We start from the raw sequence: 13,397 nt of genomic DNA on the forward strand, positions 1-13,397 counted from the left end.
CGCACAGCCCTGCCGAACCTGACCCTTTGCGCGCGGGATAGAGACGCACATGCTTGAATTTCCCCTCTGGAAAAAGCTCTGGCTGTGGGGCCTGACGCTGGCCGCATCGGCGCTGGCGCTGCCTTCGCTGTTCAATGTGTCGGGGCTGGACTGGCCGTCCGCGCTGCCGAATCCGCAGGTCAACCTCGGGCTTGACCTTGCCGGCGGCTCGCACCTGCTGCTTGAGGCGAAGTCGGATGACGTGCGCGCCCAGCGGCTCGAAAACATGGAAGAAACCGTCCGTCAGCTGATGCGCAACGCCACCCCGCGCATCCGCATCGGCGACGTTTCGACCGGCGACGGGAAGCTGTCGTTCATGCTCGACGACGCCGGCGATATCGATCGTGCGCGCGGGCTGATCGAGCCGGTGATGCAGGGCGCGAGCACCACCCGCGAGTGGGAGCTGGCGGTGGTCGATGGCCAGCGCATGGTGCTGACCCAGACCGATGCCGGCGTCGATCAGGCGATCGACGATGCCATGAACAGCGCGACCGAAGTGGTGCGCCGCCGGATCGACGAACTGGGCACCCGCGAGCCGACGATCATCCGTCAGGGCGACACCCGGATCGTGGTGCAGGTGCCGGGGCTGGAAGATCCCGATGCCCTCAAGAGCCTGCTGGGCCAGACCGCGCAGCTCGAATTCAAGCTGGTTGATCTCAATGCCCTGCCGGAAAACGTGCAGGCGGGAATCGCGCCTGCGGGCAGCGAGATTTTCCCCTATGCCCCCGGCACGCCTCAGGAAGGCAGTTTCGAGGCGGTGCGCCGTCTGGGCGGCATCCGCGGCGACAGCCTGACGGGCGCGCAGGCAGGGGTCGATCCCCAGACCAACCAGAACGTCGTCAACATCACCTTCGATGCACAGGGCGGGGCCAAGTTTGCCAAGCTGACGACCGAGAATACCGGCAAGCCCTTTGCCATCATCCTTGACGGGCAGGTGCTGTCGGCCCCCAATATCAACGAGCCGATCATCGGCGGGCGGGCGCAGATTTCGGGCAGCTTCACGCCCGAAAGCGCCAACCAGCTGGCGATCGCGCTGCGCTCTGGCGCGCTGCCGGTGCCGCTGGCGGTGGTCGAGGAACGCACCGTCGGGCCGGATCTCGGCGCGGATTCGATCCGCAAGGGCCTGCTGGCGATGATGATCGGCAGCTTCGCGGTGATCGCGCTGATGGTGGCGAGTTATGGCCGCTTCGGCGTTTATGCGACGGTAGCGCTGGTGTTCAACGTGCTGATGCTGCTCGGCATCATGGCGCTGGGCGGGTTCACGCTGACCTTGCCGGGGATCGCGGGCTTCGTGATCACCATCGGCGCGGCGGTGGACGCCAACGTGCTGATCAACGAGCGTATCCGCGAGGAACGCGCAAGGGGGCGCAAGGTCGTGGCTGCGGTCGAGACCGGATACAAGGAAGCCAGCCGCGCGATCTGGGACGCCAACCTCACCAACGTCATTTCCGGCGTGGCGCTGTTCGCGTTCGGATCGGGGCCGGTGAAGGGCTTTGCGGTGGTGCTGGTGATCGGCATCGCGACATCGGTGTTCACCGGCGTGACGCTGACGCGCCTGTTCGTCGCCAACTGGCTGCGCAAGACGCGCCCGACCGACATCAATATCTGAGGAGCAAGCGTCCATGAAACTCCTGAAGCTTGTCCCCGACAACACCAACATCAAGTTCCTGAAACTGCGCATCCCGTTCTTCGTGCTCAGCATTGTGCTGATTGTCGGAAGCTGGGCCGCGGTGCTGGTCAACGGCCTCAATTTCGGGGTCGATTTCGCCGGCGGCCAGGAAGTGCGCATGACCTTTGAAGAGCGCGAGACCGCGCCGATCGCCTCCTTGCGCGAACTGGTCGGCGGGCTCGGCTATGGCGAGCCGGTGGTGCAGGAATTCGGCGCCCCCAATCAGGTGTCGATCCGCGTGCCGCTGCCCGAAGGGGCCGAGGAAACGCCGGGCGCGGCCACCGCGATCGGGGCCAAGGTGATCGCATCGGTCGCCGCCGAATATCCCGATGCTCGCACCGACGGTAACGACACGGTTTCGGGCAAGGTCGCGGGCGAGTTCCGCGATCAGGCGATCCTCGCGCTGCTGGCGGCGATGGCGGCCGTGTCGATCTACATCTGGGTGCGGTTCGAATGGCAGTTCGGCGTCGGCGCGATGTTCGCGCTGGTGCACGACGTATCGGTGACAGTGGGCCTGTTCGCGCTGACGCAGATGGAATTCAGCCTCCAGATCGTCGCTGCGATCCTCGCCATCATCGGCTATTCGCTGAACGATACCATCGTGGTCTATGACCGTATCCGCGAGAACCTGAAGAAGTATCGCAAGATGCCGCTGGGGGAGCTGCTCGACCTGTCGGTCAACGAGACGCTGGCGCGCACGGTGATGACCTCGCTGACGCTGTTCGTCGCGCTGATCCCGCTGCTGATCTTCGGCCCGCCGAGCCTGTTCGGCATGGTCGCGGCGATCACTGCGGGCCTGTTCATCGGCACCTATTCGTCGATCTACATGGCCGGGCCGCTGCTGATCTGGATGGGGGTGACTTCGGACAGCTTCATCCCGCAGGAAAGCAAGATGGACCAGCAGGAAAAGGTCGCCCGCGGGGCGGGAGGTCTGCTCAGGCGTCAGCCTGACAACAACCCCTCGTAATGCGCCGCCAGCGCGGCGGCGTTGGCATCCCAGCTGAAGCTGTCGGTCAGCGCGGCCACCGCCTCGCGCGGGGGCGGGTTGTCGAGCACCGCCCTGATGCCTGCGACGACCCCTTCGACTGACCGTTCCACCAGCCGCCCGGCGGTATCGCAGGTGATCAACTCGCGCGCGCCGCCGACATCGGTGGTCACTACCGGGGTGCCGCAGGCCAGCGCCTCGACCCAGGCGTTGGCCAGCCCCTCGCTCACCGTGGGCAACACCATCACATCGGCGGCCGACAGGATCAGCGGCATCAGATCATGGTCGATCGATCCGGCGAAATGGACGCGGGCCTCCACGCCTTCGCTGGCCGCCAGAGCGCGCAGGCGCGCCTCGTCTTCGCCCTTGCCGATCAGGACCAGCCGGGCATCGGGAAAGGCTTTCAGCGCGGCGATGGCGATGCCCTGACCTTTGCGCTCGATCAGTGCGCCGACACAGGCGAACAGGGGGGCGTTATCGGGCATGGCAAAGCCCAGCTCGCGCGAAAGCTGGCTGCGCAGATGTTCGTGGCCGAAAGGGCGGAACCGGTCGCGGTCGAGGCCGGTGTAGTGGATCGTGATCTTGCCGGCATCCATGCCCATTGCGGCCATTTGCCCGGCCAGATCGCGGCTTACGGCGAGCAGGCCGGTGGCGGTGCGAGCCGCATCCAGCATCTGTTCGCGGGCAAAGCCGTACTCGCCCCAGAAGCTGATATCGCTCCCCCGCGCCTTGATCGACAGCGGCAGGCCGGTGGCCCTCGCAATCGCGGCGGCGGCGGGGCCATCGGGGAAGAAGAACTGCGCGTCGAGCATGTCGATCGGGGTCTCGGCGTGGATGCGGCGCACCAGCGGCAGCACTGCGCGGGCAATCGCGGCAGCGTTGCGGCGCGCCCCGATGCGCGGGATCAGGGTGAAATGCGGGCGGTGGACGGTGATGCCGCCTTCCACACTCACCGCCGGAAGATCGGCCAGCGGGCGGTAGCGGCCCAGGGCCAGCGGAGGCAGGCCGATCGGGTTGACCAGCGTCACCCGCCAGTCCCCGCGTTTCGCCAGTGCCTCCAGCGAGCGTGCGACAAAGGTGCCGAAGCGCGGATTGACCGCGTTGGGATAGAGCGTCGAGAGGGCAAGAACGTGCTTCACGGGCGGCACCTCTACCAGCGCGGGGTTAAAGCGGCCTGACCAGCATGAAGGCGACTGCGATCCACGCGGGATTTTCCACCACCACCTGTTTCTGCCCTGCGCCGGGCGGCAGCAGCCCGACCAGCGAGCCGCGCCGGTCGATCAGCCGCCCGAAGGCAAAGCGTCCGCCGGGGCGGGGGACAAGGCAATCGCGGTTCATCGCGCCCAGAATATTGTCGGATTGAAGCTGGCGCAGCCACACCAGATCGCCGGGGCGGTATTCCCCCACGCTGGCACTGACCGACAGCACCAGCGGGGCGGGGCCATCCTCGCCCGCAAGTTCGCTCGGCAAGACCGCCTCGCGCGGGGCGGTGAGCGCCTCGGCACCGCTTGCGGCGAGTTCTGCCACGATCATCGCCGAAGCGGCGGCTTCGGTGCGCATCAGGCTGGCAGGATCGACGCCGAGCGCTGCGGCGATGCGGTTCATCCATGTCAGCGAGAGGCTGCGCATGCCGGTTTCGAGCCTGCCGATGGTCTGCGCGGTGGTTGGCGGATCGCAGGCGGCGGCGAGATCGGCCAGCGTCAGCCCCTTGGCCTTGCGGATGTCGCGGATGCGGTTGGACATGACATTCCCTCAAGTGGCGAACCGGTAGGGGGACTAAAAACCCGCGGCTTTGAATTAACCGGATTGGTTTGTTCTTTCCTACAGATGTGCGCCCTTGGCAAGTCGCAATCCCACAGCAACCGGAAAGGACAGGGTATGAAGCGCGAACTGGTCGAACGGGAACTGACCGCCGAAGGCCCGCGCCGCAGGGTTGCGGGCCAGACTGCAGGGAAGCGTCCGGCGCGCACGGTGACGGTCAACCTTGCTGAAAGCCCGCTGGTTTGGCTCCACGCCCGCGGCCACCTGTCCGACCGGCTGCTTGACGCGGGCGAGCAATTGCGGGCCGATTACGAACGCAGCGCGCTGCCCGCCAGCATCACCATGCGCTGGGATCCGGTGCGGGTGAAATCCACTGGCGAGCGCGGCCTTTCCGCCAGCGAACGGCAGGTCGCCGCGCGCCAGCGGTTCGACGGGGCGATCAGGGCGGCGGGCAGGGGACTGGAGGATGTGCTGTGGCGGGTGGTATGCGCGGGCGAGACCTTGCCCGATGCCGAAAAGACCCTCGGCTGGCCGGCGCGCAGCGGCAAGCTGGTGCTGAAGATCGCGCTGGAACGGGTGGCGGAGTTTTACCGCATCACCTGACCGGTGCTGGTTACCCCTCGACCTGCTCTGCCAGCATCAGCCAGCGTTCTTCCGCCGCATCCTTTTCGGCGCGGGCGTTGGCGATGCCTTGCGAGATGGTCGCAAACCGCTGGGGGTCTTTGGTGTAGAGTTCGGGATCGGCCAGCAAGGCTTCGCCGCGGGCGATGATGGATTCGAGTTCCTCGATCCGGGCCGGCAGGATCTCGTAATCGCGCTGGTCCTTGTAGGAAAGTTTGGCGGGCGCGGCGGGTTTCGGGGCAGGGGCGGCTTGGGTGCCGCCAGACCGCGCTTGACCCCCTCCAGACCCCGCCTTGACCCCGGCTTGACCCCCGCCAGACCCCTGTTTGCGCTTCGCTTCCCAATCGGCATAGCCACCGGCGATAATGTCCACCTTGCCCGACCCGTCGAGGCCGAGCGTGACTGTGACAGTGCGATCGAGGAAGTCGCGATCGTGGCTGACGATCAGCACCGTGCCTTCGAAATCGGCGATTACTTCCTGAAGCAGATCAAGGGTTTCGAGGTCGAGATCATTGGTCGGCTCGTCCAGCACCAGCAAGTTGGCAGTGCGTGCAAACTCGCGGGCGAGCAACAGGCGCGAACGTTCTCCGCCCGACAGGATGCCGACCTTGGTATCGACCAGACCGGGGTCGAACAGAAAGTCCTTCAGATAGGCCTGAACATGCTTGCGCACCCCCCGGACATCGATCCAGTCCCCCCCCTGCGCAAGGATCTGGCGCACGGTCGCCTGCGGTTCGAGGATCTTGCGCTGCTGGTCGATCATCACCCCCGAAAGCGTGCGTGCATGGGTGACGCTGCCGGTGTCGGGATCAAGCTCTTTGGTGAGCAATTTCAACAGGGTGGTCTTGCCCGTACCATTCGCGCCGACAATCCCGATGCGGTCGCCGTTCTGGATCCGCAGGCTGAACGGCTTGATGATCGGCCGTTCGCCGTATGTCTTTGAAATCCCTTCCGCAACGATCACCGATTTTGACTTGAAATCATCATCGCTGGCCAGCTTCAGCTTGGCCGTCCCCGCGCCCGAAATCATCGCCGCCCTGACAGCGCGCATCTGGTAGAGCTTTTCCAGCCGCCCCTGATTGCGCTTGCGCCGGGCCGTGACCCCGCGTTCCAGCCAGTGCGCTTCGATTTTCAGTTTGGCATCAAGGCGTTCGGCGGCGCGGGCTTCTTCGGCATAGACCTGTTCTTCCCACGCTTCATAACCGCCGAAGCCGATCTCCTTGCGCCGCAAAGTGCCGCGATCGAGCCACAGCGTCGCGCGCGTCAGACGGGTGAGAAAGGTGCGGTCGTGGGAAATGGTGATGAATGCGCCGCGGTAACGGGTCAGCCAATCCTCCAGCCAGTCGATCGCGCCCAGATCAAGGTGGTTGGTGGGCTCGTCCAGCAGCAGCAGATCGGGCTCCTGCGCCAGTGCACGGGCGATGGCAGCGCGGCGGCGTTCGCCCCCGCTGGCGGTCGCGGCCTCGCGGCTCATATCGATGCCGAGCTGCCCGGCGATGGCTTCCACCTCGTGCGCGGCAGGGGCATCCTCGCCGCCGAGGGCGAAGTCCATCAGCGTTGCCGCGCCGGAGAAATCCGGCTCCTGCTCCAGAAACACGATCCGCGCGCCCGGCTTGACCCGGCGCGCTCCGCGATCGGCCTCGATCTTGCCGGTAATGATCTTGAGCAGCGTGGTCTTGCCCGCGCCATTGCGGCCAATCAGCGCCAGCCGGTCACCCGGCAGCACGTGAAGATCGATCGGCTCCGCACCGCTGGTCGGGGTAGGGCCACCGAACAGCCAGCGCCCGCCTTGTTGCAGGGCGATGCCTTCGAGCGAGAAGATGGGGGGCTGTGCCATGGGATGCGCCACCTAGGGGCTTGGCCGCCAAGCCACAAGAGCGCGGTTCAGTGCAGCGAAAGCTGGCGGAGCGCAAAGGCGCGGCATAACGGAGGAATATTGCCCATGCGCACCGCTCTTGTCCTGCTCGCCGCCGCCTCTGCCGCACTGCCCATGACCGCGCAGGCCGCCCCCGATGTGCGGATTGACGCCAGCGGCCCGGTGGTCGAGCTCAACATCTACGAAAGCGTCGATGCCGCGCCCGACATCGCCACCATCGGTGCAGGCGTGACCACCGAGGCCCCCACCGCGACCGAGGCGCTGCGGCGCAACTCGGCGGAAATGCAGAAGGTCATCGCCCGCATCAAGGCGCTGGGCGTGGCTGAAAAGGACATCCAGACCACCGGGATCAGCCTTAACGCCCAGTATGATTACAGTCAGGATGCGGGGCGACCGGTGTTTCGCGGCTATCAGGCAGCGAACCGCGTCAGCGTGATCTTGCGCAAGGTGGATGACACCGGGCGGGTTCTCGACGCGCTGGTTGAAGCCGGGGCGACCGATCTGGGCGGACCGAGCTTTGCCATCGATAACCAGGACGCTGCGAGGGATACCGCGCGCCAGCGGGCGATGGCGCGGGCCGGCGCGCAGGCCAGGGCCTATGCGGCGATGCTCGGCTATGATGATGCGCGGGTGCTTTCCATCACCGAGAACATGGAAGGGCGCGGCGCCATGCCGGAACTCGGGCTGGTCAAACTGGCCGCCTCTGCCGATGCTGTGCCGCCGGTGCAGCCGGGCATGGTTTCGACCGGGGTCAGCATTGCCGTGACCTATCAACTGGTGAAATCCGGCACCCCTGCCGCGCCGTGATCCTTATTCACGGCTTGTTCAATGGACGACCGCTAGGCATGGACGTGTCATGAAACCGCTTCGCTCTCTCTCGCTTGGCATTGTTGCCGCTTCGGCGCTCGCAGCGCTTGTCGCGCCCGCTTCTGCGCAGGAACAGTTGCGCGGCGATCAGGGTGAGGCACGGCGCGAGGCGCAGGCCGGAACGCAGCTTTCCCTGCGCGAGATCGAACGGCGCATCCTGCCGCAGATGCAGGGCAGCGAATATCTTGGCCCGGCTTACGATTCGACGGCGCGGGCATACCGTCTCAAGTTCATCCGCGAGGGTCGCGTGACCTATGTCGATGTCGATGCCCGCACGGGCCGCATCATCGGCCGATCGCGCTGACAGGGCCGGCGCAGCGCGCCAAGATCGGGGGCTAGTGCAGGGCGCTTGCTTGACGCCCTTGTCCCGAAAGAGCACGACCCACACAATCACAACACGGGAATCTGGTGGAATATGCGCATTCTGATCGTCGAAGACGAACCGACACTCGGCGCGCAGCTGAAGTCGACGCTGGAAGGGCAGGGCTATGCGGTCGACCTTTCGGCCGATGGCGAAGACGGGCATTTCATGGGCTCGACCGAGGATTATGACGCCGTGGTGCTCGATCTCGGTCTGCCCGAAATCGACGGGCTGACCGTGCTCGGCATGTGGCGGCGCGAAGGGCGGACCTTTCCGGTGCTCGTCCTCACCGCGCGTGACAGCTGGAGCGACAAGGTCGCCGGACTTGATGCCGGGGCCGACGATTACCTTGCCAAGCCGTTCCAGACCGAAGAGCTGATCGCCCGTCTGCGTGCGCTTATCCGGCGTGCATCGGGCAATACCTCGTCCGAACTCACCGCCGGTGATGTGCGGCTCGACACGCGCTCGGGCCGCGTCACGCTGGCGGGTGAGCCGGTGAAGCTGACCGCGCAGGAATACAAGCTGCTCAGCTACCTGATGCACCACAAGGGCAAGGTGGTAAGCCGCACCGAACTGATCGAGCATATCTACGATCAGGATTTCGATCGCGATTCGAACACCATCGAAGTCTTCGTCACCCGCATCCGAAAGAAGCTTGGCGCAGACGTGATTACGACCATCCGTGGCCTCGGTTACAGCCTCGACGACCCCGCCGATCAGCCGCGCGCCTGAGGCGTCGGCAAGCGGCGGCGATGTGCGCACGGCCTTGCCCGAGGGCGGGGCCGTTGCCGTGCCGGAGCCCTCCATTCCCGCCGCCCGCCAGCCACAACGCGCCAGCCTGGCGCGGCGCATGGGCTTTATCGCGGCGGCGTGGATTTTTGTGTTGCTGCTGGGCGGCGGAATCGCGCTCGAACGGACGCTGACCTCGCAGGTCGAGGCCAATTTCGACGAGCAGCTCGAATACATCCTCACTGCGATGATCGCCTCGGCCGAGATCGATCCGAGCGGCGAGGTCTATTTCTACCGCACACTGGGCGACCAGCGTTTCCTTGAGCCGGGCAGCGGGCTCTACTGGCAGATCAGCGGCGGGGATTACGATCCTTGGCCTTCACGCAGCCTGTGGGACCGCACGCTGAAGCTGCATGGCGTGATCGAGGAAAACGGGCATTTCGACAGCGAGGCGCACTTCTACAACTCGGCCCAGTTTGCAGGCGAACCCCTGCGGATTGCCGAGCGCACGGTGATCCTGCCCGGCAGCGACACCCGCTGGACCTTCGCTGTCGCCAGCGCGACCGAGCAGATGGATACCCAGATCGGGCGGGTGCGGCTGATCCTGATCTGGAGCTTCGCTGTGCTTGGCCTTGGCCTGCTGGTGATGGCCTTGCTCCAGATCCGCTACGGCCTTTCCCCGCTGCGGCGGGTGCGGGCGGCGATCCAGAACCTGCGGACAACTGGCGCAGGGCGGATTACCGAACCGCTGCCGCTGGAAGTGCAGCCGCTGGTTGACGAGCTCAACGCGCTGCTCGACCATTCGGAAAAGCAGGCGGAAGAAGCGCGCCGCCACGCGGGCAATCTCGCCCATGCCTTGAAGACGCCGCTGACGGTGCTCACCAATGCGGCGACAGCGCGCGCGCCCGATCTGGGTGAGGCGGTGATGCGCGAGACGCGCACGATGCAGCGCCATGTCGACCACCATCTCGCCCGTGCCCGCGCAGTCGGCCGCCGTGCTGTCGGCCATGCCCGCACCAATGTGCGCGATTCTGCCGAAGCGGTGCGCCGTGCGGTCGAACGGCTCTATCCGCAGGGGCGCCTCGACATCGCGGGCAGCAAGACCGCGGCGGTCGCGCTCGAACGGCAGGATCTTGACGAATTGCTCGGCAACCTGATCGAGAATGCGGCCAAGTATGGCGGGGGCTCGGTGTTCGTGACCATCGATCCCGATGATGACGCTGCACCGCATGATCCGAAAATGTGCCTGATCTGGGTCGAGGATGACGGCACCGGCATTCCCGAAGCCGAACGCACCCGCATCTTCGACCGCGGCGTGCGGCTGGATACCGACAAGCCGGGCACCGGCCTTGGCCTTGCGATCGTGCGCGATGTGGCGGAAATTTATGGCGGTTCCGTCACGCTCGGCACCAGCGAGGATCTCGGCGGGCTGCTGGTCGAATTGCGGCTGCCGCGTGCCGATTGACGGGCAAGGCGCGAAGGGTTTGGCCGCCAGCCGCGTTTTGAACCCGAACACACAGCGAAACGCACCAGCACACAGGGCCATTTGCGCGCAGACATGACCGCACGCCGCGAGCCATCGAACCACGCCTTTCCGGGCGCTGCTTCGCCAACGGATGCGATGCTGGCAGCGCGGCTGGCGGCGCGCGATGCCGAGGCCCTGCGCGAAGTCATTGCGCTGCATGGCGGGACGCTGCACCGCATCGCCTATCGCATGACCGGCGATACCCACGAGGCGGAGGATATCGTGCAGGATGCCATGCTCAGGCTTTGGGATCATGCCCCGGTGATGGCGGCCCGTCATCCGGCGGGGAGCCGCGCGGGTGAGACGCTCCGGCTCGGCGGGTGGCTCAACCGGGTGGTGACCAACCTCGCGATCGACCGGTTGCGGAGGGCCCGCCGGCTGTCGGGCGGGGAAGTACCGGATAGCGAGGATGAAGCCCCGCTCGCCGATGCCCTGATCGAAAGCGGGCAGCGCGACAGCAGCGCCCGTGCCCTGATTGCCGCCCTTCCGGAGCGCCAGCGCGCCGCGATCGTGCTGACCTATTACGAGGAACTGCCCAATGCTGCTGCTGCCGAGGCTCTCGACATGAACATCAAGGCGTTCGAATCGCTGCTGTTGCGGGCGCGCATTGCGCTGCGCAAGGCATTCGCGGCTGGCAGTGAAGGGGAAGCGGCATGAGCGTCGATCCCATTATGGCGGGCAGCCCGCTGGCGCGGACGCTGGATGATTATCCGGTGCCGCCGCTCAGCTCCGGTTTTGCCGACCGGGTGGTGGCCAATGCGCAGGCGCGTCCTGCATCGCTGCCACCGCTGCGCCGTGCTGGCGGCGGGCGCGGCTGGCGGCTGGGGCGCCGGATCGTGCTGGGCGCGGCATGTTTTGGCGCTCTGGCGAGTGCAGCTGCGGCGACCGGATTGCTCGAACGCTTCGACATCGCCGTTCCCTCGCCGCAGACAATGTTGGCGAGCATCAGCGGCAGCGCACCTGCCGCCGCAGCCTCCAAAGCTGCGGAAGCTCCCACCCCAGCCAAACCCACGCCCGAAGCCGTTGCCGCCGTCGAGATCGTCGGGCCAATCGACACACCGGAAGAGCTGGGCGAGGCGTTCCGCCGGATCGACGAGGTTCGCCAGGGAAGGGCCGAGGCCCGCCGCGAGCAGGCCGAACAGCGGATCGCACAGGCCATCGAGCGCCGCCGCGCTGCCGGTCAACCCCTGCCGACCCCTGAACAGGAAACCCGCCTGCGCCAGCGGATGGAAGAGGCGCAAGCCCGCCGCCAGCAGCAGATCGATGAAAAGCTGGCTGCACGGCGCGAGGAGCTTCAGCGCAAGATCGAATCCGGCGAGGCCGTGACCCGCGAAGACATCCTGCGCCCCATGCGCGAGGAGCAGAGCACCCGCCAGCGCGAGCGGATCGAGCGGCTGCGCGCCATGACACCCGAACGGCGCCGCGAGACCTTGCGCCAGCTCCCGCCGGAAGAGCGCCGCGCGCTGATCGAACAATTCCGCGCACGCCGTGAAGCCCGCAATCAGCCGGATGCCGCGCCCGATGCCCCGACCCAGCCGGTGGAGCCGGCAGAACCGGAATCCTGACCGGCTATCCCGCCTGTGCGCGCTCGTGGTGGCGGATCACTTCATCGATGATGAAGCGCAGGAACTTTTCCGAGAATTCCGGATCAAGGTCTGCCTCTTCCGAAAGCTTGCGCAGCCGTGCGATCTGCCGCGCCTCGCGATCGGGATCGGCTGGGGGCAAGGTGGCCCGGGCCTTGTATTCGCCCACCGCCTGCGTGATCCGGAACCGTTCGGCGAGCATGTGGATCAGCGCCGCATCGATATTGTCGATGCTTTTGCGAAATCCGGCAAGGACCGGATCGGGCTGGTGGGTGGGTTGCGCTTCGTGAGACATCGGGCGCGAAACTAGCAGCAATTCTGCGCTTGCCAAGCACGCTGGGGCCGCCCTAATGCCGCCAGAGCATGAGTGCCGATATTATTCCCCTGCCGCGCAAGGCACCGACACTCGATCCGATGCTGTCGCTGACAGCTGCGGGCATGAACTCCGTCAACGCCGTGATCCTTGACCGGATGCAAAGCGAAATCCCGCTGATCCCGCGCCTTGCCGGTCACCTGATTTCGGGCGGGGGCAAGCGGCTCAGGCCGATGCTGACACTCGCCGGGGCGGAGCTGGTGGGTTACAAGGGCACGCGCCATCACAAGCTCGCTGCGGCGGTCGAGTTCATCCACACTGCGACACTGCTGCACGACGACGTTGTCGATGGCAGCGAACTGCGGCGCGGGAAGGCTGCGGCCAATATCATCTTCGGCAATCCGGCGACCGTGCTGGTCGGCGATTTCCTGTTCAGCCGCGCCTTTGAACTGATGACCGAGGATGGCTCGCTTCGGGTGCTCTCGATCCTCAGCCGCGCCAGTGCGGTGATCGCGGAAGGGGAAGTCTCGCAGCTTTCCGCCCAGCGCCAGATCACCACCAGCGAGGAGCAGTATCTCCATATCATCGGCGCCAAGACCGCGGCCCTGTTTGCCGCCGCCAGCCAGATCAGCGCGGTGGTGGCCGAATGTTCGGAAGAGCAGGAACACGCCCTCGAAGCCTATGGCCGCAATCTCGGCGTGGCGTTCCAGCTGGTGGATGACGCGATCGATTACGATTCCGACGCCGCCGAAATGGGCAAGGATCAGGGCGACGATTTCCGCGAGGGCAAGATGACCTTGCCGGTGATCCTCGCCTATGCCCGCGGTAACGAGGAAGAGCGCAAGTTCTGGAAGGACGCGATCATCGGGCACCGCGCCTCGGACGATGATCTGGCCCATGCGATCGCGCTGATCGGCAAGCATAACGCGCTGGAAGACACCCGCGAACGCGCCCGCCACTTTGCGCATCGGGCGATAGACGCGATCTCGATCTTTCCCGATGGCAAGGCGCGGCAGGCGATGGCTGAAGCCGCGCAATTCGCGGTCGCCCGCGGGCATTGAGCAGGCT

Annotated in this window: 14 protein-coding genes; 10 read left to right on the forward strand and 4 right to left on the reverse strand. The window is 66.0% G+C overall.

Going from position 1 to position 13,397, the window contains the following annotated elements:
* The first annotated feature begins 49 nt into the window (after positions 1 to 49).
* Both secD and secF read left to right on the forward strand, forming a co-directional pair.
* Complete coding sequence (secD, locus tag ACU0AG_RS12775) at positions 50 to 1,648, forward strand: protein translocase subunit SecD (protein WP_482782663.1); 1,599 nt, start codon at positions 50 to 52, stop codon at positions 1,646 to 1,648.
* Positions 1,649 to 1,661: 13 nt separating this feature from the next.
* On the forward strand, positions 1,662 to 2,675 hold the full coding sequence (secF, locus tag ACU0AG_RS12780) for a protein translocase subunit SecF (protein ID WP_482782664.1): 1,014 nt from the start codon (positions 1,662 to 1,664) through the stop codon (positions 2,673 to 2,675).
* Here secF and ACU0AG_RS12785 read toward each other — a convergent pair.
* Both ACU0AG_RS12785 and ACU0AG_RS12790 read right to left on the reverse strand, forming a co-directional pair.
* Positions 2,651 to 3,832: a glycosyltransferase gene (locus tag ACU0AG_RS12785; protein ID WP_482782665.1), complete on the reverse strand. Its 1,182-nt coding sequence runs from the start codon at positions 3,830 to 3,832 to the stop codon at positions 2,651 to 2,653. The genes secF and ACU0AG_RS12785 overlap by 25 nt on opposite strands.
* Before the next feature lie 25 nt (positions 3,833 to 3,857).
* The gene (locus tag ACU0AG_RS12790) at positions 3,858 to 4,436 is read right to left on the reverse strand and encodes a helix-turn-helix domain-containing protein (protein WP_482782666.1); all 579 of its coding nucleotides are present in this window, start codon (positions 4,434 to 4,436) and stop codon (positions 3,858 to 3,860) included.
* 135 nt (positions 4,437 to 4,571) lie between these two features.
* Between ACU0AG_RS12790 and ACU0AG_RS12795 the strand changes: the two genes are divergently transcribed.
* Positions 4,572 to 5,057: a DUF6456 domain-containing protein gene (locus ACU0AG_RS12795; RefSeq protein WP_482782667.1), complete on the forward strand. Its 486-nt coding sequence runs from the start codon at positions 4,572 to 4,574 to the stop codon at positions 5,055 to 5,057.
* Between the two features lie 10 nt (positions 5,058 to 5,067).
* Here the strand turns inward: ACU0AG_RS12795 and ACU0AG_RS12800 are convergent, their stop codons facing one another.
* On the reverse strand, positions 5,068 to 6,912 hold the full coding sequence (locus ACU0AG_RS12800) for an ABC-F family ATP-binding cassette domain-containing protein (RefSeq protein ID WP_482782668.1): 1,845 nt from the start codon (positions 6,910 to 6,912) through the stop codon (positions 5,068 to 5,070).
* A gap of 105 nt (positions 6,913 to 7,017) precedes the next feature.
* Here ACU0AG_RS12800 and ACU0AG_RS12805 point away from each other — a divergent pair, with 105 nt between their 5' ends.
* The 6 genes from ACU0AG_RS12805 to ACU0AG_RS12830 all read left to right on the forward strand — a co-directional run bounded on the left by ACU0AG_RS12805 (position 7,018) and on the right by ACU0AG_RS12830 (position 11,998).
* Positions 7,018 to 7,758, forward strand: a complete 741-nt coding sequence (locus ACU0AG_RS12805) for an SIMPL domain-containing protein (RefSeq protein ID WP_482782669.1) — start codon at positions 7,018 to 7,020, stop codon at positions 7,756 to 7,758.
* A 49-nt stretch (positions 7,759 to 7,807) separates the two neighbouring features.
* Positions 7,808 to 8,122: a PepSY domain-containing protein gene (locus ACU0AG_RS12810; RefSeq protein ID WP_482782670.1), complete on the forward strand. Its 315-nt coding sequence runs from the start codon at positions 7,808 to 7,810 to the stop codon at positions 8,120 to 8,122.
* 111 nt (positions 8,123 to 8,233) lie between these two features.
* Positions 8,234 to 8,911 (forward strand): response regulator transcription factor, encoded by a 678-nt coding sequence (locus ACU0AG_RS12815; protein ID WP_482782671.1) that lies wholly within the window; start codon positions 8,234 to 8,236, stop codon positions 8,909 to 8,911.
* Between the two features lie 118 nt (positions 8,912 to 9,029).
* A complete protein-coding gene (locus tag ACU0AG_RS12820; RefSeq protein WP_482782741.1) occupies positions 9,030 to 10,373 on the forward strand; it encodes a sensor histidine kinase in 1,344 nt (447 codons plus the stop codon).
* Positions 10,374 to 10,466: 93 nt separating this feature from the next.
* The gene (locus tag ACU0AG_RS12825) at positions 10,467 to 11,090 is read left to right on the forward strand and encodes a sigma-70 family RNA polymerase sigma factor (protein WP_482782672.1); all 624 of its coding nucleotides are present in this window, start codon (positions 10,467 to 10,469) and stop codon (positions 11,088 to 11,090) included.
* Positions 11,087 to 11,998, forward strand: coding sequence for a hypothetical protein (locus tag ACU0AG_RS12830; protein WP_482782673.1), 912 nt, complete (start codon positions 11,087 to 11,089; stop codon positions 11,996 to 11,998). The genes ACU0AG_RS12825 and ACU0AG_RS12830 overlap by 4 nt, the downstream gene beginning before the upstream one ends.
* A 4-nt stretch (positions 11,999 to 12,002) precedes the next feature.
* Here ACU0AG_RS12830 and ACU0AG_RS12835 read toward each other — a convergent pair whose 3' ends face one another.
* Positions 12,003 to 12,311, reverse strand: coding sequence for a chorismate mutase (locus ACU0AG_RS12835; RefSeq protein ID WP_482782674.1), 309 nt, complete (start codon positions 12,309 to 12,311; stop codon positions 12,003 to 12,005).
* A gap of 68 nt (positions 12,312 to 12,379) precedes the next feature.
* On the opposite strand from ACU0AG_RS12835, the gene ACU0AG_RS12840 reads away from it, so the two are divergent.
* Positions 12,380 to 13,390 (forward strand): polyprenyl synthetase family protein, encoded by a 1,011-nt coding sequence (locus ACU0AG_RS12840; RefSeq protein ID WP_482782675.1) that lies wholly within the window; start codon positions 12,380 to 12,382, stop codon positions 13,388 to 13,390.
* The last annotated feature ends 7 nt before the right edge of the window (positions 13,391 to 13,397 follow it).

It is taken from the genome of Erythrobacter sp. RANMB8 (assembly GCF_056848235.1).